This is a genomic window from Herbiconiux sp. 320_LB, assembly GCF_059691755.1.
The window spans coordinates 135,737-157,288 of sequence record NZ_JCAWAD010000003.1; the positions used below are offsets into that span (position 1 = coordinate 135,737).

Annotated in this window: 11 protein-coding genes and 2 tRNA genes; 2 read left to right on the forward strand and 11 right to left on the reverse strand. The window is 72.4% G+C overall.

All coding sequences use genetic code 11. The features are described from left to right. Window positions 1–54: 54 nt before the first annotated feature. The 7 genes from AC59HU_RS08615 to AC59HU_RS08645 all read right to left on the reverse strand — a co-directional run bounded on the left by AC59HU_RS08615 (window position 55) and on the right by AC59HU_RS08645 (window position 7,836). Window positions 55–128 (reverse strand) — tRNA-Met (locus AC59HU_RS08615). A gap of 57 nt (window positions 129–185) precedes the next feature. Further along, window positions 186–1,607 carry a serine/threonine-protein kinase gene (locus AC59HU_RS08620; RefSeq protein ID WP_497222977.1) on the reverse strand — a complete coding sequence of 474 codons (1,422 nt, stop codon included), beginning with the start codon at window positions 1,605–1,607 and terminating at the stop codon, window positions 186–188. 155 nt (window positions 1,608–1,762) lie between these two features. Beyond that, window positions 1,763–1,836: transfer RNA gene (locus AC59HU_RS08625), tRNA-Met, on the reverse strand. A gap of 24 nt (window positions 1,837–1,860) precedes the next feature. Then, entirely contained in the window at window positions 1,861–3,183 is a 1,323-nt protein-coding gene (locus AC59HU_RS08630) for a type II toxin-antitoxin system HipA family toxin (protein WP_497222978.1), read from the reverse strand. Beyond that, complete coding sequence (locus AC59HU_RS08635) at window positions 3,183–3,545, reverse strand: helix-turn-helix domain-containing protein (protein ID WP_497222979.1); 363 nt, start codon at window positions 3,543–3,545, stop codon at window positions 3,183–3,185. The genes AC59HU_RS08630 and AC59HU_RS08635 overlap by 1 nt, the downstream gene beginning before the upstream one ends. 69 nt (window positions 3,546–3,614) lie before the next feature. Beyond that, the gene (locus AC59HU_RS08640) at window positions 3,615–6,611 is read right to left on the reverse strand and encodes a UPF0182 family membrane protein (protein ID WP_497222980.1); all 2,997 of its coding nucleotides are present in this window, start codon (window positions 6,609–6,611) and stop codon (window positions 3,615–3,617) included. Between the two features lie 115 nt (window positions 6,612–6,726). Then, entirely contained in the window at window positions 6,727–7,836 is a 1,110-nt protein-coding gene (locus AC59HU_RS08645) for a YlbL family protein (RefSeq protein WP_497222981.1), read from the reverse strand. Between the two features lie 188 nt (window positions 7,837–8,024). On the opposite strand from AC59HU_RS08645, the gene AC59HU_RS08650 reads away from it, so the two are divergent. Next, a complete protein-coding gene (locus AC59HU_RS08650; protein ID WP_497222982.1) occupies window positions 8,025–9,380 on the forward strand; it encodes a zinc-dependent metalloprotease in 1,356 nt (451 codons plus the stop codon). Between the two features lie 1,010 nt (window positions 9,381–10,390). Here the strand turns inward: AC59HU_RS08650 and AC59HU_RS08655 are convergent. Both AC59HU_RS08655 and nudC read right to left on the reverse strand, forming a co-directional pair. Next, entirely contained in the window at window positions 10,391–12,178 is a 1,788-nt protein-coding gene (locus tag AC59HU_RS08655) for an ATP-dependent helicase (protein WP_497222983.1), read from the reverse strand. Further along, window positions 12,175–13,269 carry an NAD(+) diphosphatase gene (nudC, locus tag AC59HU_RS08660; RefSeq protein WP_497222984.1) on the reverse strand — a complete coding sequence of 365 codons (1,095 nt, stop codon included), beginning with the start codon at window positions 13,267–13,269 and terminating at the stop codon, window positions 12,175–12,177. The genes AC59HU_RS08655 and nudC overlap by 4 nt, the downstream gene beginning before the upstream one ends. A gap of 60 nt (window positions 13,270–13,329) precedes the next feature. On the opposite strand from nudC, the gene AC59HU_RS08665 reads away from it, so the two are divergent. Next, window positions 13,330–14,373, forward strand: coding sequence for a phosphotransferase (locus AC59HU_RS08665; RefSeq protein WP_497222985.1), 1,044 nt, complete (start codon window positions 13,330–13,332; stop codon window positions 14,371–14,373). Window positions 14,374–14,395: 22 nt separating this feature from the next. On the opposite strand, the gene AC59HU_RS08670 is transcribed toward AC59HU_RS08665, so the two are convergent. Together AC59HU_RS08670 and AC59HU_RS08675 are read right to left on the reverse strand one after the other, a co-directional pair. After that, the gene (locus AC59HU_RS08670; RefSeq protein WP_497222986.1) at window positions 14,396–18,007 is read right to left on the reverse strand and encodes an ATP-dependent helicase; all 3,612 of its coding nucleotides are present in this window, start codon (window positions 18,005–18,007) and stop codon (window positions 14,396–14,398) included. Next, window positions 18,004–21,405, reverse strand: coding sequence for a PD-(D/E)XK nuclease family protein (locus AC59HU_RS08675; RefSeq protein WP_497223490.1), 3,402 nt, complete (start codon window positions 21,403–21,405; stop codon window positions 18,004–18,006). The genes AC59HU_RS08670 and AC59HU_RS08675 overlap by 4 nt, the downstream gene beginning before the upstream one ends. Window positions 21,406–21,552: the final 147 nt, after the last annotated feature.

The following is a 21,552-nucleotide window of genomic DNA, read 5'->3' on the forward strand; positions in this document are numbered from 1 at the left end:
GTGAATTGGCGGAAAGCGCGAAGGCCCGGTCTGCCGACCGGGCCTTCGCCTCCGTTGCGGGGACAGGATTTGAACCTGCGACCTCTGGGTTATGAGCCCAGCGAGCTACCGAACTGCTCCACCCCGCGCTACCTGTTCAGTCTATCGCACGTCTGAGCACCCGAGGCACAGGAGCGCGATCCGCGCTACTTGTTCTTGCCGTTCCCGCTCCCGGGGCCGTTCCCGCCGCCGGAGCCGTTGCCGTTCCCGTTCCCGTTCCCGTTGTTGTCCCCGGGGCCGCTGTTGCCTTTGTCGTCGGGGGCCGGCTGAGGGTCGGTCGCGGGGGTGGCCGGCTCGGCGGGGGCGGTGTCCTCCGGGGTCACCGAATCCTCGTTCGTCACCGCCGGGTCGGTCACCGAGGTGACCTCTCCGGTCTGGGCGGGCTCCGAGGTCGGCAGCGGTGCGGTGCTCGACCCGACGTCCTGGGCCGGCGAATCCGTTCCGGACGGGACGACGGATGCGGCCAGGCCCCACACAGCCAGCCCCACCAGAACGGCGCCCGCGGCCACCCCGGTCAGCACGACGACGAGGGGACGGCGCCGACGACGATCGCTCGGCGCGACCGGCTCCAGCACGCGGGTCGCCGTCGGGTCCGCATCCCGCGCCGGGGTGGCGGTCGGAGCCGCACCCCGCACCCGGGTGGCCGTCGGAGCAGCATCCAGCACCTCGGTCGCGAGGTCGAGCGCCTGGGTCGGCGCGCCCACCGGTTCCGAGAGCACCGTGTCGTCGCGGAGGAGGGCGTTGGCGCGCACGACGATGTCGAGGGCGGAGGGCCGGTCGGCCGGGTCGCGCGAGGTCATGCCGGTCAGCAGCGACTTCCACGGGTAGCCCAGTTCGCCGGGCACCACCGGGTCGCGGCTCAACCGGGCCAGAGCGGCAGCGGGGGCACCGGCCTGCGGGAAGGCGCGCTCACCCGTGAGCGCCTCGAGGAGCACGAGCCCGAGCGCGTAGACGTCCGATGCGGGCGCGGGGGCCTCGCCCCGCACCTGCTCCGGGCTGAGGTAGGCCGCGGTGCCGAGCAGGGTGCCGGGTGTGGTGAGCCGGGTCGAATCGACCAGGTAGGCGATCCCGAAGTCGGCGAGCTTGGCCCGGAACTCCTCGCCGGGCACGTGCGAACGCCGGAGCAGCACGTTGGACGGCTTGATGTCGCGATGCACGATCCCGGCCTGGTGCACGACGTGCAGCGCCTCGGCGAGGTCGCGGGCCATCATGGCCGCGTCGTGGCGGCCGATCGGGCCGGACGCGACCCGCTCCGACAGAGTGGCGCCCTCGACGTACTCCATCACCAGGTAGTTCGTGCGGTCGGCGGCGGTCTGGGCGTCGAAGAGGGTGACCAGCGACGGGTGGTTGAGCGAGGCCAGCAGCCGCGTCTCGGTACCGCTCCGCACCGAGTCGGCGGTCGCCTCCCGGAACACCTTCACGGCGACGGTGCGGCCGAGGGCCTCGTCGCGCGCGAGGTAGACGATACCCATCCCGCCCGCGCCGATCCGGGACTCGAGGAGGTAGCGGCCGTCGAGGAGCTCCCCCGTGGCGGCCGAGCCTGCGGGGTCGATGTCAGAGATCGTCACGCGACTGATCCATGCTGTCCTCCGGTCCTCATGTCCTGCCTACCACGATTGCCTCAGCAGCGATTGAGTCAATCCGCTCGAAGCGGTGTGAATTAGAACGGGGTGTTAAACGACGAGATCCGGTGCAGTTTCCACTGCACCGGATCTCGTTCTTGTTGCGGGGACAGGATTTGAACCTGCGACCTCTGGGTTATGAGCCCAGCGAGCTACCGAACTGCTCCACCCCGCGGCACAAGAGAAGACACTACCACAGTCACCACCGTGGGAATGTCGTCGCGATCCGCTCGGCGTCCTCCCGCGCGAGGCCGGCCCGCTCGGCGAACTCGGGCCAGCGCGCGATCGCCGCCGTCACCGCGGCGATCGCCTCGGTGCGCCCGGGCACCTCGAACCGGTCGGCCAGCACCAGCGCGTCGTCCCGGGAGATCTCGCCGAACCCGCCGTTGACCGACATCAGATGCTGGTAGGTCCACTGGCCGGCGGGGTTGAAGGCGTAGGTGACGTCGTAGGCCGGGGCGAGCCGCCAGCCCGGCGCGATGCCCGCCGCCGATCCCGAACCCGACCCCGACGCGGGCGGGTCCAGGAGGAACGAGAAGTTCTTCGTGTGGTCGTCGCAGTTGCGGGCGAGCACGTTGAACACCATCCGTCGGAAGGCCTCGGTGCGCGCCTCCCCCGGCAGGCCGAGCCGGGCGATGACCTGGAAGTACTGGGAATAGTCGTGCGTGCCCCGCTGCTTGTAGTCGAGCTCGGCCATCGCGCACAGCGTCTGCAGGTGCACCTTCGAGTCGTCGGGCCCGCGGTCGAAGCGCTTGGTCATGAAGTGGGCGCGACCGTTCTCCTCGAGCAGTCGCGACGGCGACATCTCGATCCCCGCCGCGGTCGCCATCAGGTAGTAGGCGTACTCGATCCGGCCGTAGCCCGACGAGCTGCCGAGCTCGCTGTCCCGGCCCACCCCGTCGAGCTTGATCATCCAGTGCTCGAAGCCGTCCTCCGCCGGCAGCTGACCCGAGCGCACCTCGTCGGTCTCCGGGTTCCAGGCGATGATCGCCTTGGCTCGGGCGCCGCCGGCCGAGGTGCCGACCTGGATGAGCGTGGCCAGGGCCGCCGCGGCCTCGCGGTCACCCTCGATCCGCCCCGACAGGGCGCTCCGAGCGCCGACGACGAGGTCGGAGAGCTCGAGGGCCGTCGGCTTCCGCCGCTGCGGTCCCCGGGTCGGCCGGAACTCCAGTGCCCCCATCCCCCGGCGCCCGAGGTAGGCGAGCCGGTCGAGCGGGGTGATCGACCCGCGCTCGACACCCTGCGACGCGAGGTAGGCGGTGACCAGGGCGTTGCCGAAGTCGTCCGGCAGTGCGTCGGCGATGAACGGCGGGAGCCGGTGGAAGGTCGGCTCGGGCAGCGAGGAGAAGACCCGCGCACCGTCGGCGAGCGGCGCGCTGAGCGGCGAGAGCTCGATCCCCGAGGCCACCCAGGCCGGGTCGTACTCGAAGGCGAAGCTGCCGCTGACCGGATCCGGCGCGATCGCGCCCACCAACCGGTCCCAGGCCCGCACCTCGATGACCGAGACGGGTGCGTAGGCCATCAGCGGCCCCCGTCGGATGCGTCACGGGCGGCGCGTCGACCCGACGCCCGTCTCGGCGCGCTCTGCTTGCGCTCCTGGGCCAGCAGCCGCAGCGGGCTGACCGCCACGGCGGGGGCGAGCGAGTCGATCCAGTCGAGTCGCCCCAGGGCGCGGACGACCCTCACCAGGGTCGCCGTGCTCGACCCGTGCCCGGCCTCGAGGTTCTTGATCGTGCGCACGCTGACGCCCGCTCGCTCGGCGACCGCCGCCTGCTCCAGGTTGCGGGAGAGCCGGACCGCGCGGATCCGTGCGCCGAGGCGCTCCTCCAGGTCCTGCGTCGTCGCCGCGGTCGCCGGTAGTGCACTCGAATCGTACAAGTCCATAAGTGCAGTATCGTGCACTTTAAGCGCTTTCAGCAAGCCTAAGTGCACGATACTGCACGTTATGACGCCCTAGCTTGCCGGAGTCGGCGTGGGGGTGGGAGCCGGGGTGGACCCGCTGTCGGTGCCGGACCCGTCCGTGGTCGAGGTTCCGCCGGTCTGGGCTTGCAGCGCCTGGTCGATCGCGTTGATCGCATCCTGCAGTCGCTGGTCGGCTTCGCCGTAGGCGGCGAAGTCACCGGCGGCGAGGGCGGTCGCCCGGTCGGCCAGGGCCTGACGGGCCGTAGCGAGGGCCTGGGTGATCTGGGCGTCGGCGGTCGCCGCATCCGTCCCGGTGCCCGAGCCCGTGTCGGTGCCGCCCGTGCCCCCGGTGTCCGGACCGGTCGGGGTCACCCCGCCGTCACCGGCCGAGGCACCCGAGTCGCCGCCGAACAACGAGTCCAGCGCGCCGTCGAGGGTCGACTCGAACGCGATCTTGTTGCCGAAGGAGACCAGCACCTTCTGGAGCAGCGGGAAGCTCGTCTCACCACGCGACTGCACGTACACGGGCTGCACGTAGAGCAGACCGCCGCCTACCGGCAGCGTCAGCAGGTTTCCGCTGATCACCTGGCTCTCGCCCTGCCGCAGCAGGTTCAGGGCAGAACTCACCCCCGGATCGGAGGAGAAGCTGTTCTGAACCTGGCCGGGGCCCGGGATCGTGTCGTCCTTCGGCAGGGTCAGCAGCCGGAGCTTGCCGTAGTCGCCCGACTTCGAGCCGGCCGTCTCCCCCGCGTTCGCGTCGACCGCGAGATAGCCGGTGAGCACGCTCCGCGACGAGGTCGCATCCTGCTGCGTCTGCGGGATGAACGTGGAGTAGAGCGAGTACGACGGCTGATCCTGCGTCGGCATCTGCAGCGTCAGGTAGTACGGCGGCTGCAGCGTCGGGTTCGTCGAGGGCGAGGTCGGGTCGTTCGGGGTGGCCCAGGCGTCTTCCTGCGAGTAGAAGGAGCCCGCGTCGGTGACGTGGTAGGTGCCGAGGATCGACCGCTGCACCTTGAACAGGTCGGCCGGGTACCGCACGTGGCTCATCAGCGCACCGGACATCTCGCTGATCGGCTTGACCGTGGCCGGGTAGATCTTCTCCCAGGTCTGGAGCAGCGGGTCCTTGTCGTCCCACGCGTAGAGCGTGACCTTGCCGTCGTAGGCGTCGACCGTGGCCTTGACCGAGTTGCGGATGTAGTTGATGTCGTCGACCGGGTAGGCCGGCGAGGGCGTGTACGTGTCGGCGATCGTCTGGCTGAGCGACTGCACCTTCGAGTACGGGTAGTTCGACGAGGTCGTGTACCCGTCGACGATCCAGACCACCTTGCCGTCGACGACGGAGGGGTACGGGTCGGAGTCGATCGTGAGGTACGGGGCGACCTTGGAGACGCGCTGGGCGGGGTCGCGGTCGTAGAGGATCTGCGAGTCGTCGTTCACCGCATCCGACAGGAAGATCTGCTCGGACTGGAACTTCAGCGCGTAGACCAGCCGCTTGAAGATGTTGTCGAGCTTCGGCCCGCCGTCGCCCTGGAAGGTCGTGTAGGTCTGCGAGGCGCCGTCGGTGCCCGACGGGTAGTCGAGCTCGATCTGCGAGGAGCCCTCGGGCCCGCCGACGATCGAGTAGGGCGGCGAGTCCTCGCCGAAGTAGACGCGGGGCTCGAAGTCACCGAGCTCACCGGTCGACGGGATGCCCGACTCGAGGAACACGGGCTGGCCGTCGGCCGAGCGCTGGTTGCCGTAGGCGGCGACCACGCCGTAGCCGTGGGTGTAGACGACGGTCTGGTTGTACCAGGTGGCCGACGAGCCCAGGGCGTCGATGTTGATGTCGCGGACGGTGACCACCGCATCCTGCACCTGGCCGTCGATGTCGTACCGGTCGACGTCGAGGTGGGTCGGGAACTGGTAGTACTGCCGGAACTGCTGCAGCTGCTGGAACGACTTGGTCACGAGCGCCGGGTCGAGGATGCGGATGTTCGCGGTGGTGGCCGCGTCGTTGCGCAGCGCGCCCTGTTCGGCCGTGGTGGTCGCCGCGTACGGCGTCTCCTCCACGTCGGCGACGTCGTAGGCGTCACGGGTCATGTCGATGTTGCGCTGGATGTACGTGCTCTCCAGCGTGCGCTCGCTCGGGTCGACCTGGAAGCGCTGCACCACCCAGGGCGCGAGGGAGCCGAGGATCAGCGCGCTCACGATCAAGAGCGCCGTGCCGATGATCGGCAGGCGCCACCGGCCGATGACGGCGGCCACGATGAACAGGATCGCGACCAGCCCCGCGATCCCGGCGAGGATCTGGAGGCCGGGGATCGTGGCGTTCACGTCGGAGTAGGACGCACCCGTGATCAACCCGGAACTGTTGGCGAGGGTGGCGAACTGGTCGAGCCAGATGCTGACGGCCTGCAGCAGCAAGTAGACGGCGGCGGTGACGGCCATCTGGATGCGCGCGATCTTCGAGATGCGCACCTCGCGCTGGCTGAACCGGATCGCTCCGTACAGGTAGCTGGTGGCGATGCCCGCGAGACCGGCGATGATCACGACGGCCGAGGCGAAGCCCACCACGCCCCGCCAGAACGGCAGGTCGTAGATGTAGAACGAGATGTCCATCCCGAACTGCGGATCGGTCTGACCGAACGCGGTGCGGTTGAGGTACTGCAGCGTGAGCTGCCAGCGCGAGGCGGTCGCCACACCGGCGAAGAGGCCGAGCACCGCGGGCACACCGAAGGTGGCGAGGCGGCGGAGGGGCTCGATGACCTGCTGGTAGCGGTCGAGCTGCGAGTTGAGCTTGGCGTAGACCGGTCGCCAGCGGAAGGCGATCTCGATCGAGGCCCAGACCGGGATGGCCATGGCGAGGAAGCCGATGACGAACATCACTCCCCCGGCGAGCCACTGCGTGGTCAGGACGCTCAGGAAGCCGAGCTGGTCGTACCAGAGGATCTCGGTGTACAGGGTGGAGAAGACGAAGAAGAGTATGGCCAGGACGACCACGATCGCGATCGCGATCGCGAGAGTGACTCTCGAACGTCGTGCGGGCTTCTCTGCTGTTTGGGAAGTCACGGGGGCCTCTGTGCTCGATGCTGCGGTGTCCGTCAATCTTAGACACCGCAATCCTAGGCAACGGCGACTGGGAGCACGCTGGCCGGGAGCCGTGGGAAGGCCCCGCCCGGCGGGGTCAGGAGGCCGGGTCGCAGGTCGGCAGGGCCGAGGTGTCGCCGCCGGACGCGATCGTCTCCAGCGCGTTCACCGAGTCCGTCAGGGTCGAGACCGCGAACACCGTGATGCCGTCCGGCACGTGCCCGGTGACCTCGTCGCAGTTCGAGGCCGGGGCGAGGAAGAAGGTGGCCCCCGCGTCGCGCGCGCCGAACATCTTCTGGCGGATCCCGCCGATCGGCCCGACGGTGCCGGCGGCGTCGATGGTTCCGGTGCCGGCGACGTTCTTGCCGCCGTTCAGCTCACCGGGGGTGAGCTTGTCGATGATGCCCAGCGCGAACATCATCCCCGCGCTCGGGCCGCCGACGTTGTCGAGCTGGATGTCGACCTGGAACGGGAACTGGAACGCCAGCGCGACCGCGATCCCGACCGCCGGGGCCCCGGTCTGGGCCGAGATCGTCGGGGTGACCTGCACGGTCGACTCCGTGCCGTCGGCGTGACGCACCTGCAGCGAGGCGGGCGACGAGGTGCCGTTTGCCGCGATCAGGGCGCGGAGCGTGTCGAGGTCGGTCGCCGGGCTGCCGCCGACCGAGAGGATGATGTCGCCCTCGGCGAGCGCATCCACCGCCGGGCCCTGCGGGTCGACCGCCGCCACCTTGACCTGGGTGGTGAACGGGATGCCCTGCTCGGTGAGGGCGGCGGCGACGGCCTCCTGCTGGCTGTCGACCATGTCGGCCGCGTTCTGCTGGTTGCGCTGCTCGGTGGTGACGCTCGGCGGGTAGATCGCGTCGATCGGCACGACGGCCTTGCTGGAGTCGAACCACGAGGTCGCGACCTCGGCCCAGGAGGGGCGCTGCTCCCGGGTGCCGCGGACCGAGACGGTGAGCATGTCGAGCGTGCCGGCGGTCGGGTAGGTCTGGGCGCCGTCGATCGAGATCAGGGGCACCTCGGTGCCGTCGCGATCCTGCGACCCGAGGGTGTCGAAGACCGGCCCGGGCTGCTCGATGGCGTAGGGCGCAGGGATGAAGCTCATCACGAGGCCCAGCACGAGGGCGAGGACCAGCAGGGTCCAGCCCGTCCGGGCCCGCCGGGACGGGCGGGCGCGCGCGTCCTCGGGTTCGAACAGAGTCACGGGATCCTCTCGCTGGGCCGGGGGCGGGATGTTCGCCACGGGCGCACGGCCAGGCGTTCAAGCTTATGGGAAAACCCAGCCTGGGCGGCGGGCCACGAGTTAGCGTAGGAGCACTGTCTGACAGCCCGCATGGAGATCCCGGAGAACGGGACCGCGCCCGACGGCTGACCCCGAACGAAGGACGAACCGTGAGCGACGAGCCCCGCGAGCAGCCGGAGAAGCCCGAGGACGAGTTCCGCGAGATGCTGAACTCCTTCCTGTCGGGCAACTCCGACATCGACCCCTCCAAGCTCGCGAGCGCGGCGGGTCTGCCGTCCGACCCGGCGGCGGTCTCCCAGCTCATGCAGCAGCTGCAGAACGCCATGCAGTCCTCGACCGACGGCATCAACTGGGACACGGCGCGCACGCAGGCCCAGGAGATCGCCGGTTCGGCGAGCCTCAGCGTCACCGACCAGGCCCGCGCCCAGTTCGACCAGGCTCTGCACGTGGCCTCCCTGTGGCTGGACGAGGTGACCTCGCTCTCCGACTCGGCGGTCGCTCCCCGTCTGCTCACCCGCGCGGAGTGGGCCACGACGACCATCCCGGTCTGGACCCAGTTGGCCGAGCCCGTCGCCCTCAGCATCTCGGATGCGCTGACCACGGTGCTTCGCGACCAGGCGCCGGAGGAGATGGCCGGCATGATCGCGGGTGCGAGCCAGCTGATGCGCAACCTCGGCGGCACCCTCTTCGCCATGCAGCTCGGCCAGATCGTCGGGCGGCTCTCGCAGGAGGTCGTCTCGGGCGGCGACGTCGGCATCCCGCTGCTCGAGGAGGGCCAGGCGGCCCTGCTGCCCCAGAACGTCGCCGAGTTCGGCGAGGGCCTGGACATCCCGATCGAGGAGGTGCAGCTCTACCTCGCGATCCGCGAGCTCGCCCACGCCCGCCTGTTCCGGCACGCGCGCTGGCTGCGGCTGCACGTGATCTCGTCGATCACCGAGTTCGCCAAGGGCATCACGATCGACACCGACCGCCTCGAGGAGCTGGCGGGCAGCTTCGATCCGTCCAACCCGGAGGAGCTGCGCGAGGCGATGGCCAGCGGCGCCCTGATCCCGCCGAAGAGCGAGCAGCAGTTGCACGCCCTCGCCCGCCTGGAGACCACCCTCGCCCTGATCGAGGGCTGGGTCGACGTGGTCACCGCAGAGGCCTCGAGCCGCCTGCCGCGCTGGAACGCGATCGCCGAGACGGTGCGCCGTCGTCGCGCCACCGGCGGCCCGGCCGAGTCGGCCTTCGGCGCCCTGATCGGCCTGGAGCTGCGCCCGCGCCGGCTCCGCGACGCGGCGGCGCTCTGGCAGGCCGTCTCGGCCGCCGTCGGCCAGGAGGAGCGGGACGCCCTCTGGTCGCACCCCGACGTGGTGCCGACCTCGGCCGACCTGGATGACCCCTCGGCCCTGATCGCGCGCCTGACCGGTGGCGCTCCGGAGCCGGACGAGATGGATCAGGCGCTGGAGGACCTCCTGAACGAGGAGGCCACCAAGGGCGAGGACGACCAGCCGCCCGTTCCCTGAGTCCGGCCCAGAGATACTGGGCCTGCATCTGTGGGTACCGGGCAGGGCTGTGGATAACCGCGTGAGGCGGTGACGGCTGGGGCAGGATGCCGGGATGACCCTGCGACTCGACCCAGATCATCCGCTGGTCTGGCGCACCCCGGACTCGGTGCAGTTCGGGGTCGAGTGCCCCGTGGTCCGGCTCGACGCCGTCGGGCCGGGGCTCGACCTGGTGCTGGCACTGCTCGCCCGGGGCGTGACGCGGGCCGGGCTCGTCGCGGCCGCCGCGGAGAACGGGGTGTCGCCCCGCGCGCTCGACGAGGTGCTGCTCGCGCTGGGGCCCTTGGTGCGGGAGTGGCGGGATGAGCCGAAGCAATCGCCCGGAGGGCCCCTCCCGAGTGCCGGGCGACGAGCCCAGGTGGTGGTCGCGCTCGACGCGCGGCCGCGCGAGGCCGAGATCCTCGAACCGCTGCTCGCCGGGTGCGGGTTCGTCGTGTGGACGGATGCGCGCGGGCCGGAGGATGCGCGTGCGCCGGGACATGCGCGTGCGCCCGTGGCTGCCGCGGTGCTGGTCTCGCACTTCGCGACCGCCCCGCGCCGGGCGGCCCGCTGGATCGGCGACGACGTGCCCCACCTGCTGATCGAGTTCGGCGACCGGTCGACCCGGGTGGGTCCGTTCGTCGTGCCCGGCGAGGGGCCGTGCGCCGAGTGCCTCGAACTGGCGCGCCTGGACGCCGACCCCGCGTGGCCGGCGATGGCCGCTCAGCTCGCGGTGCGCACCGCGCCCGCGGCCGACCGACTCGGTGTCGCGACCGCGGGGGTGCTCGCGGCGCGGCTGCTCGTGCGGCACCTGGGTGCCGCGGGCTCGACGATCACGACCGGCCGGGCCGTCCGCATCCCCCGGCCCGGCACCGGGCGGGAGGCGTCGGCACCCTCGGCACCAGCAATGCCCTCGGCATCGGCATCGGCAGCGCCCTCGGCCTCGCTCGCGTCGTCATCGCGGCCGTCGTCGTGGCCCGCCATCGAGTGGCTCAGCGCTCATCCGAACTGCGGATGCCGCTCTCCTGCAGGAAGCGGGACGGCTGGCGGTCCGCGCCCCGCCGCATCCCGGCCGCCGCCCACGACAGCCGCAGACGTCGCCGGGCCCGGGTGATGCCGACGTAGAGCAGTCGGCGCTCCTCGTCGATGCCCTCGAACCCCTGGGCGTAGCTGATCGGCACGAGCCCCTCGGCGACCCCCGCGATGAACACGATGGGCCATTCCAGCCCCTTGGCCGAGTGGAGGGTCGCGAGGTTGACCGCCCGCACGGTGGGCTCGTGCTGGGAGGCCTGGCGTTCCAGGAGCTCGTCGGTGAACTGGCGGAAGGCCGTGCCGGGCGGCATGCCCTCGGCGAGCCCCATCAGCGCGTTGAGGGCCTCCCAGCGGTCGCGGAGCGCGCCGACGCCCTCGGGGGCCTCCTGCGTCCACCCCCGGGTGCGCAGCACGTCGCTGACCGACTTGAACAGGGGTTCGTCGACGATCGAGACCGAGGCGGCGCGCAGCTCCATCACGGCCCGCTTGACCTCGGGCTGGTCGAAGAACCGCGCCCCTCCCCGCAGCTGGTAGCTGACCCCGGCGGCCGTCAGCGCCTGCTCGAGGGCGGCCGACTGCGCGTTGACCCGGTACAGCACCGCGATGTCGTGGGGCTCGGTACCGCTCGCGATCAGTCCGGCGATCTCCTGGGCGATGCCCTCGGCCTCGGCGAAGTCGGAGCGGTAGGCGGTGACCGTCGGGGTGGGCGCCCCGCCTTCGTCCCGCGCAGGCGCGGCACCCTCACGCGCGGGCGCGGCGCCCTCCCGCGCCGGGTCGGCGCTCTCGCCCGCCGGGTCGGCGTCGACCGCGCGCAGGGTGAGCGCACCGGGCCGACCGCGCATCAGCCGGTTCGCCAGCGCGACGATCGGTTCGGTGGAGCGGTAGTTCTGCTCGAGCGTCACCACGGTGGCGCTCTGGTTGCGGCGCGGGAACTCGAGCAGGTACTCGGCGCTCGCTCCCGCGAAGGAGTAGATCGTCTGACTCGCGTCGCCGACCACGCAGAGGTCGCGCCGATCCCCCAGCCACTGCTGGAGGAGGTGGTGCTGGAGCGGCGAGACGTCCTGGTACTCGTCCACCACGAAGAAGCGGTACTGCTCCCTGACCTGGATCGCGACCGAGGGCTCGGTCTCGATCATGCCGGCCGTGACCAGCAGCACGTCCTCGAAGTCGAGCTGGCGCCGCTCGTCCTTCAACTGCTCGTACCGGGCGTGCAGTTCGAGCATCTGCTCGACCGACACGGTCGGCGGCATCGTGCGGCTGGATCGCGCCCGCACCTCGTACTCGGCGAGCCCCAGGTTCGAGACCTTCCGCCACTCGATCTCGGCCGCGACGTCGCGGAGGGTCGCCGTGTCGACGCGCAGTCGCAGCGTCTCGGCGGCGTGCGCGATGGCCTTGGCCTTGTTGTCGATGATCTTCGGCGCCTCGCCGCCGATCACCTGTGGCCAGAAGTAGTTCAGCTGCGCCAGCGCGGCCGAGTGGAAGGTGCGCGCCGAGACCCCGCCGGCGCCCAGGGGCCGGAGCCTCGTGCGCAGCTCGGCCGCGGCGCGGGAGGTGAAGGTGAGTGCCATCACGCGACCGGGCGAGTAGACGCCGGTCGCGACGCCGTAGGCGATCCGGTGCGTGATCGCCCGGGTCTTGCCGGTGCCCGCACCGGCGAGGATGCAGACCGGGCCGAGCAGCGAGCGGGCCGCGACGCGCTGCTGCGGGTCGAGCGCATCCAGCAGGTCGTCGGCCGAACCAGCCGTCACGCGTGCTCCGCCATCGGCAGCGGGCCGCCGAACCAGGTCTCGATGATCGCGCGCGCGATCGACGAGCTTCCGGGGAGCAGGATGCCGTTGTCCGGGTCGGCGATCTGCTCGCGGGTGAACCAGCGGAGGTCGAGGATCTCGTCGCCGTCCGGCCGGAGGTCGGCGGTGTCGTCGGCCGAGACGCGGGCGATGAAGCCGACCATGAGGGATGCGGGGAAGGGCCAGGGCTGCGAGCCCACGTACTGCGGGTCGTCGATGACCACCCCGGACTCCTCGGCGATCTCGCGCACGGCGGCCGCCTCGAGCGACTCCCCCGGCTCGACGAAGCCGGCCAGCAGCGAGTAGCGGTTGTTCTCCCAGAGGGCGTTCGAGCCGAGCAGCAGGCGGTCGTCGCGATCGACGATGCCGACGATGACCGCGGCGTCGGTGCGCGGGAAGAGCTCGATGTCCTGCACCGGGCAGCGGCGCACCCAGCCGCCGCTCTCGACCAGGGTCGCCGCGCCGCAGCGCGGGCAGTGGGTGTGGGTCGCGTGCCAGTTGACCATGGCGAGGGCCTCGGTGAAGACGCCGGCGCCGGTGTCGTCGAGGTCGGCTGCGACCATCCGGAGGTCGAGCCAGTGCCGGGGTGCGGCCGAGGGGGCCTGGGCGGCGGTGTCTTCCGGGACGTCGGCGCGGCGCTCGAGCTCGGCCGCGTCGTCGTCGCCCACAGCCAGGGCGAACAGCGGGCTGCCGGCGACCGCGTCGCCGCTGTCGTCGAGCGACCGGCCGAGGTAGAGCCGCACCGACTCCGCACCACCGCCGGGCTCCGAGGCCGCGGCCGCGAGGCGCTCGAGCAGGCTCGCGGGCAGGTCGGAGGGCACGAGGAACGCCAGCACCGGCGTCGTCGCGACCGCCGGCTTCGCCCCGAAGCCGTCGTAGCCCTGCGGGTTCTCGCCCTGGTCGGCCAGGGCGCGCCCGCGGTGGAGGACCAGCACCCGCGCCTCGGGAGAGGACCAGAGAGAATCCAGCGCCGCGGCGTCGGAACGGGTGGCGTGGTCGCGATCGATCCGGTGGCGGGCGAGCGGGAGCGAGGACTGGAAAGCGCGTGACATGGTTGACCAATCGTGCGTGGCGGAAGCCGTGGCCGGGACCGACCGCCCTACCCTAGAGGCATGGCGAGATCCCACCTCACTCTAGCCGCGCTCGCGACCTCGGCCGTCGCCGGAGCCGACATCGTCGTGGCCCGTCCGCTCAGTTCACGCAGCGGCGGCCGCTACGACTCGGCCGTCGTCACGCTGCGCTCCGGCGAGGAGTACGTGGTGCGCGTCCCGGTCGACTCCGCAGCCGAGTCCGAGCAGTCCCGTGACCTGGTGGCGCTGAACGCGCTCACCCCGGGGGTGCGCTCGCGGCTGCCCTTCCACGTGCCGGCCTACCTCGGTCAGGCGCCGGTCGGCGACACCCGCGCGATCGTCTACGAGTACATCGACGGCCACCCCGGCTCGCTCGCCGACATCGGTGGGGAGGACAGCGCCTCGGATGCGATCGGTCGCGCGATCGCCGCCATCCACTCGCTGCCGACCTCGGTGGTCTCGGATGCGGGGCTCGCGACGAACTCGGCCTCCCAGATCGCCGCCACCTCGCGCAAGCTGGCCGACCGCGCCGCGGCGACCGGCAAGGTGCCGAAGGAGCTGCTCACCCGCTGGTCGCTGGCGTTGGAGGACAGCGCGCTCTGGCAGTTCGCCCCCTCGGTGGTGCACGGTGCGCTGGCGCCGGAGTCGTTCCTGCTGCTCGGCGACCGCGTCGCCGGTGTGCTCGGCTGGCAGAACCTCCGGGTCGGCGACCCGGCACTCGACCTGTTCTGGCTGAACTCCGCGCAGCAGGCCTCGAGCGCCGATCGCGTCTTCGCCGGCTACGAAAAGGCCCTCACCCGGCCGGCCGACCGGCAGCTGCGCAAGCGCGCGCGGCTCTACGCCGAGCTCGAGATCGCGCGCTGGCTGCTGCACGGCGTCGACACCCGTGACGACGGGGTCGTCGCCGACGCGGTCGGGATGCTGGAGAGCCTGCACGCGACCGTCGAGAGCGACCTCCTCAACCCGCTGTCGACCGACACCGGTCAGATCATGGGGCTCGAAGACGTCGAGGCGCTGCTGGACCGCACCCCGATGCCGGGCACCGCACCCGCCGGCGAGCACGCGAACCGCATCTCGGAGGACTGACGGCGCCGCAGCTCGGTGCCGGTCAGAGCCCCGAGTCGCGGATGAGGGCGACCAGCTCGGCCTCGGAGTAGAGCCGCTCTGGCCGGATGATCGCGTCGTCGGCCACGAAGTAGAACGAGGCGTCGACCGAGTCGACGGCGATGCCCTTCCAGCGGGCGTAGGCGAGCCGGTAGAGGGCGAGCTGGAGCTGCTTCAGCTCGAGGTCGGCCGCATCGACGGGCGCCTTCCCCGTCTTCCAGTCGACCACCTCGAAGCGGTCGCCCTCGGCGAAGATCGCGTCGATCTTGCAGACGATCACGCGGCCCGCGAGCACCAGGTGGATCTCCACCTCGACCTCGACCGGCTGGCGGCCGGCGAAGGGTGAGGCCTCGAAGATCGCGATCAGCTCCTGCAGTCGTGCCGTCTCCTCGGCGGCGGGGTCGCGTGGTGCAGCTGAGGGTGCGACATCTCGACCTGAGGGGTCGCCGGCCGCCTGGTCCGGATCCAGGTCAGAGTCCGGGTCCGACAGCCAGTCGGCATCCAGATCGAGGTCGAGGTCGCTCTGGAAGGCGTCCGGGTCCAGGATCCCGCTCCCCGGCACGGCCGCCTCGATCAGCTCCTCGCTCCGCCCGGCGCGGTAGCGCTCCTCGACCCAGCTGTGGAACCGGGTGCCGAGGCGGGTCTGCCGGAACGGCCGCTCGGGCATCGGTCGCTGGAGGGCCCGCACGACCGCCTGAGGGTCGGCGACGTAGTCCTTGAAGCGGGAGGCCGGGATGCGGGCGGGCACCTCGAGCATCCGCTCCCCCCGCTCGGCGGCCCGTTCGGCGAGCAGGAGGTCGATCTCCTGGTCCCAGGTCGTGGGGGCACCGGGATCGGCGGAGCGGACCGCCTCGGCCGCCCGCTCCATCCGCGACCGCCGGCTGCCCAGCGGGTCGCGGGGCCACGGGATCCAGCTCTCCTCCTCGGCCAGCGGGTTCTCCTCGAACGAGCTCGCCTCGGGGAAGGCCGCGGGGTCGAGCAGCCCCGCCGCCTCGAGCTCGCGGAGGTAGAGACCGGGGCCGCGCACGTTCTTCACCCCCGGGGTCCAGAACGAACCCGTGAGCAAGAGGTCGGCCTTGGCCCGGGTCACGGCGACGTAGATCAGCCGGCGCTGCTCGGCCGCGTAGTGGTCGGCGTTCTGCCGGCGGAAGGTCTCGGCGACGCTCTTGAAGTCGGTCTGCACCTCGATCCCCCGCCAGGCGAGCGAGGGCAGTTCCGCGGAGTCGCCGCGGAAGTCGTAGGGCAGCTCGCCGAACGCGAGCCAGCCCTGGTTCGAGCGCGGTTCGCCCGGGAGTTCGCTCTCGACCATCCGCGGAATCGCGACGACGTCCCACTCCAGGCCCTTCGACCCGTGGATCGTGAGGATCTGCACGGTGCCCGGTTCGGGTTCCTCGGTGCGCGGCTCGAGCCGGTCGCGCTTCTCGGCCTCCTCGAGCCAGGCGAGGAACTCGCCGAGGCCGGCCGAGGGGTCGAGCGAGAGGAAGGAGCCGAGCTGCTCGGTGAACGCGTCCAGACTCGCCCGGGCCGTGGCGGAGCGCGGGCTCGCGAGGGCCTCGACGTCGAGCAGCAGCTCCTGCACCACGAGGTCGACGAAGTCGACGAGGCCGAGGCCCGCGCGGGTGCGGAGGGCCGCGAACTGCGCCGAGGCGCGGCGGAGACGCGCGAGTCCCTCGGTGCTGAAGCCGCCGAGCGCCGAGTGCTCCTCGGGCGAGGTGGCGATGAAGTCGAGGGCGTCGATGATCGAGCGATCCTCGTCGGCGACGACGGAGCCGCGGAGCCGGTCGGCCACCTCGAGCTCGAGCTTCTGGAACCGGTGGTCGCGCTGCGCGATCCACGAGGCGAGTGTGCGGAGGGCGGCGAGATCCTTCGTCCCGATCCGCCAGCGCGCCCCGGCGAGCACGCGCAGCAGGTCGGCGCCGGCGGTCGGGTGGTAGAGCACGCGCAGGGTCGAGACAAGGTCGGCGACGGCGGGTTGGCCGAGCAGGCCGCCGATGCCGAGCACGTGATACGGGATGCCGCGGGCCTCGAGCGCCGCCGTGAACGGTTCGATCCGCTTGACCGAGCGGCACAGGAGCGCCGCCGAGCGGCGACGGCCCTCGGAGTCGCGGACGGCGAGGCGCGCGTGCAACCAGTCGGCCAGCGCCCGGGCCTCCTCCTTGACGGTCTCGGCGAACCGCAGCTCGAGGGTGCCCTGCTGCACACCCGGGCGCGGCTGCAGCTGTTCGACCGCGATGCCGGCGGTGGCCGTGAGCGGGGCGACGAGGGCGTTGGCGGCGTCGAGCACCCGCTGCGGGTTGCGCCAGCTCGTCGACAGCGCGAAGGGCTCGGGCCGGGGCGCCGGCGTGCGCCGCGAGTCGGCGGCGGCGGTGGCGTCCGTGCCAGCCTCGGTGGCGGCGTCTCGATCGGTCTCGCCGGCGTCCGCCCCACCGCCGGTCCGAGCGGCGAAGTCGCTGCGGAAGCGGGCGAGGTTGGCGGCGCTCGCCCCGCGCCAGCCGTAGATCGACTGGTGCGGATCTCCCACGGCCATCACGGCCTGGCCCCGGAACAGGGCGGCCAGGAGGCGGGTCTGCACGACACTCGTGTCCTGGTACTCGTCCAGCAGCACCACCCGGTAGCGCGCGCGGTACTCCTCGACCACCCGCGGCGTGCTCTCGACGATGCGGAGGGCCAACGCGATCTGGTCGGAGAACTCGACATAGCCCCGCAGCAGCTTCTCGGCGGCGTACCGGTCGGCGAGGTCGAGCAGCAGCGGCAGCTCGGCCACCGGGGCGATCGCCCGGGCGAGCTCGCCGTAGACGTTCTTCACCCGGGCCGACCCGGTGGGCAGCTCGGCCAGCGCCTCGAACGAGCGCGCGTAGGCGGCGACCGGAGCCGAGTCGACCACGTTCTCGGAGAGCGCCCGGCTGATCGAGAGCACCGCCGAGGTGACCACGTCGACCGAACGGTCGACCGCGAGCAGGCGCGGGTCGTCGCTGGCGACCACGACCTTGCGGGCGAGCTGCCAGGCCGAGGCCTCGCTCAGCACCGCGGCCTCGCCCTCCCGGCCGATCACGACCGCGCTCTCGCGGAAGATGCTGTTCGCGAAGGCGTTGTAGGTGGCGATCGCGGGGGTCTCGAAGGAGTCGAACCCCGGCGGGGTGAGGCCGGCGGCGGCCAGCTCGTGCAGCCGCTTCCGGATGCGCTCGGCGAGTTCGCCGGCGGCCTTGCGGGTGAAGGTGAGGCCGAGCACCTCCGGCACCTGCACCAGCCCGTTGGCCACCAGCCACACCACGCGGTTGGCCATGGTCTCGGTCTTGCCGCTGCCGGCGCCCGCGACCACGATCCGTGGGTCGAGGGGCGCCTCGATCACGGCCTGCTGCTGAGCGGTCGGCCGCGGCAGGCCCAGCCGATCCGCGATCTCGACGGCCGTGAGTCCGGTGCCCGGTGGCCGCACCGGTTGCGGGCCCGCCGACACATCCGGTCGAGCCGTCGACTCGGCCGGCCGGACGGTCGCCTCGGGATCAGCCGCATCCGCCTCGGCCCCCGCCTGAGCGGAGCCGGGCCGGGGGTCGCGCGCGGGGCCGCCGAAGGCATCCGGGTCGTCGAGATCGGCGAGGTCGAACAGCGGATCGCTCATTCGGTCACCGCCTTGATCAACTGGATCCGGTACTCGTACCGGTTCTGGTAGTCGCGCTCCTCGGGCTCGGCCATGCCGGGGAACACCGCCGCGGCCATCCCCTCCGCGACCGTCTCGATCCTGCCTGCGATCTCGGTGAGGGCCGTCTCGTCCAGCGGCTCCTGCGACCGCAGGGTGAATCGCGACCCCTTCTCGCCCTTGGCGACGTAGAGCAGCGCGGCCCCGCCCGACGCGATCGCGCCGTCCGCCTCCCCGCTCCCCGCTCCGTTCCCCGCTCCATTCCCCGGGTCGTCGAGGTGGTCCGGGCCACCGGGGGCGTCGAGGCCGTCCACGGCGCCGTGGTGCACCGCGAGCTGGTAGCTCGCGAGCTGGGCGTGCCCCGGCACATCGGCCGCGCGGATCGGATACTTGCCCGTCTTGAGGTCGACCACGACCAGGCCGCCGTCGGCATGCCGTTCGATCCGGTCGATCGAGCCGTTCACCTGCGCCCGCCCCTGGCGGAACGAGAACGGCGCCTCGGCCCCCACGAGCTCGACGCCGCCCGCCCGGAGCCGCGTGAGGTACTCCGAGAGCCCCTCGATCTTCGTGCGGAGGGCGCGCTGCTCCCGCTGTTCGATCCAGGGCGCCTCGAACCGCAGCTCCTTCCAGCGCTCGGCGGAGCGCGTCATGAGCTCGTCGACCGAGAGGTCGGACTCCGGGTCTCCGGCCGCCGTCTCCATCACGGAGTGCACGATGGTGCCGATCCCGGCGGCGAGGCTCGACGCGCCTCCGGCGACCTGGTCGACGTACCACATCAACGGCGACTGCTCGAAGGCCTCGATCCGCGACGGCGACACCCGCACGACCGCCTCGGGGTCGGCGGGGTCGACCAGCGGATCCTCGGTCGAGGCGGGGAGGAGCCCGTACCAGTCGACCGGGTCGGCTCCGGGGACCCCGGCCTCGGCGAGCCGGGCGAGGGCCGCGGCGGCCCGCGGGTCGCCCTCCTCGACGAGCCGACGACGCAGGTGCCCGGTGAGGCCGCGCAGGGTGTACGGATGACGCGGGGCCGCGATCGGCTCGGCGTCCGGTGCGAGGCCGAAGAACGCGGAGGGCTGCTCGTCGTCGTTGGAGACGCAGCTGAGCACCGTGATCTCGCGCGACCGCGACACGGCGAGCGCGAACATCCGCAACTCGTCGGCCAGCACCTCGGCCCGGCTCTCCGCGCCCCCGCTGGATCCCGCACCTCCGGTCGATCCCTCACCTGCGGCCGCCGGGACTGGACCGGGTTCGACAGCCCCCACGTCCGAACCGGCGACCGGCGGGGTGAAGAGTCGGCCCTCGGCCGCGAGTTCGGTGAGGCGCTGCGGATGCAGCAGCGAGCCGCGGAGGCGGAGGTTCGGCCAGACCGACTCCTGCAGCCCCGCCACGACCACCACCGCGACCTCGAGACCGACCGCCCCGGTGGGCGTGGTCACCAGCACCGAGCCGCTGCGCGATCGGGGTGACAGCGTGTCCTCCGGCACCTCCGCCGTCAGGAACTCGTCGAGGAAGAGCTCGGCCGGCCGCTCCGGCTCACGCTCGACCGACCGCTTCGCCGCCGTGAACAGCGCCACCGCGCCGTCGAGGTTGCGGTTGGCCTCCTCGGCCACGATGCCCGAGCCGGCGGCGAGCTCGCCCCAGCGCGCCGCGAGGTGGGAACGCTGCCACAGCTCCCAGAGCAGCTCCTCGATCGTCGCCCCCGCCGCGTGGCTGGCCCGGAGCGCACCGAGCGTGGCCCCGAGGGCGGCGACGCGCCGGGCGGGGGCCGAGTCGATCGTCACGAGCACCCCGGGCATCAGGAGGGCCTCTCGCACCAGCTCGTCCGAGTGCCGAGAGCCGCCGGCGGCGAGCTCCTCGTGCCGCAGCGCGAGTCGGAGCCGGCGCAGCCCCACCGAGTCGACCCCGCACAGCGGACCGAGGATGACCTCCTCGACCGCCTCGGGCGTGAACTCCAGGGTGCCGATCGCCAGGGCGACCGCCTCGGCCAGGTGGCGGGCGGCGTAGTCGTCGCGGAGCGCCTGCACCGCCGAGAGGGTGCGGGTCGGCACCTCGGCGAGCGACAGCCCGCGCGCGATGGAGGGCACCAGTGCACCCGAGCGCACGACCACCGCCATCTCGGCCCATTCGGTGCCGTGCAGCAGATGCCGCTCGCGCAGCAACCGCGCGATCGTCGCGATCTCGCTCGCCCGCGAGTCGCCCTGGATGCGCAGCACCCGCCCCTCCGGTCGCCTCGCCCGCTGCGGGGCGCCCCCCGCAGACTCCTCGCCGGGACTCCGGGTCACCCGCTGGCGCCCGGCCGCAGCCGCACCGATCCGCTCCGTCGCCCGCTGGGTCAGCGCCCGCAGCACCCGGCCCTGCCGGTGCGATTCGCCCAGCACCACCGGCGGCAGCACCGGCACGCCGAGAACCCGGCCGAGCTGGCCGAGCGCCCGCACGTCCGACCCCCGGAAGCCCGCGGTCGCCGCATCCGGATCACCGAGGGCGACCACGGCGACGCCCCGCCGGGCGAACTCCCGCACCAGGTTGAGCGCCCCGATCGAGAACTCCTGCAGGTCGTCGACGACGATCAGGCGCAGCCCCTCCGGCCCTCCGCCGTCGCGCACCACGCGCCGGGCCTCGGCCAGCAGCTCGGCCGAGTCGAGGTGCGCGACCTCGAAGGCCTCGAGCACCGCGTGATACTCACGGAGGAACCCCGCCGCCGCTCCCCACTCGGCCACACCCTCGCGGGCGCCCAGCCGGGCGAGGTCGTCGGGCGAGACGCCGTTCTCGGTCGCCCGCATCGCGAGCTCGCGGAGCTCGGTGCGGAAGGCCCGCAGCCGCCGCACCTCCGGCGGCAGGTTCTCGGGCCAGCCGACGCCGCCCGAGCCGGCAGCCGGCGGCCCGGCGACAGCCGTCGCCGCAGGAGCCGTCCCCTCAGCGGCCGTCCCCGCCCAACCCTCCGCACCGCCCGCAGCCATGGCCGCCGCCACCGCCGAACGCTCCGCCTCCGCCGCATCGTCGATCCCACCCTCGAGCAGCTCGGCCACGATCCTGTCCTGCTCCGCCCCGGTCAGCAGCGCCACGGCCCGCCCCGAGCCCCGCCGCACCAGGTCGAACGCCACCGAGGTGGCCGTGCGCGCGAGCGGCCCGTTGCTCGGCAACCCGAGCCGGAGCGCCACGCGGTCACGCAACCGGGTCGCGCTCTGCCGCGTCGGCGCCAGCACCAGCACGCTCTCCGGTGCGAGACCCTGCCGCAGCACCCGATCGGCCACCAGCTCGAGCAGCGTGGTCGTCTTGCCCGTCCCCGGCGCGCCGATCACCGAGAAGGATGCGCCGAGCGGCCGCGCGAGCACCTCCTGCTGGGTCTCGTCGACGACGAGTCCGTCCGGCGCGTGTTCCATCACGGCCACCACGCTAGCCGCACCGGCCGACATCCTCGCCCCGCCCGCTCCCGCCGCCGCATCCGCTGCCCGCCCACCCCCGCCGCCCCGCCCTGTTCGCTCTGGGCAGCTACCCGCACGGCCCGGAACGACGGGTCAGGAGCCCCG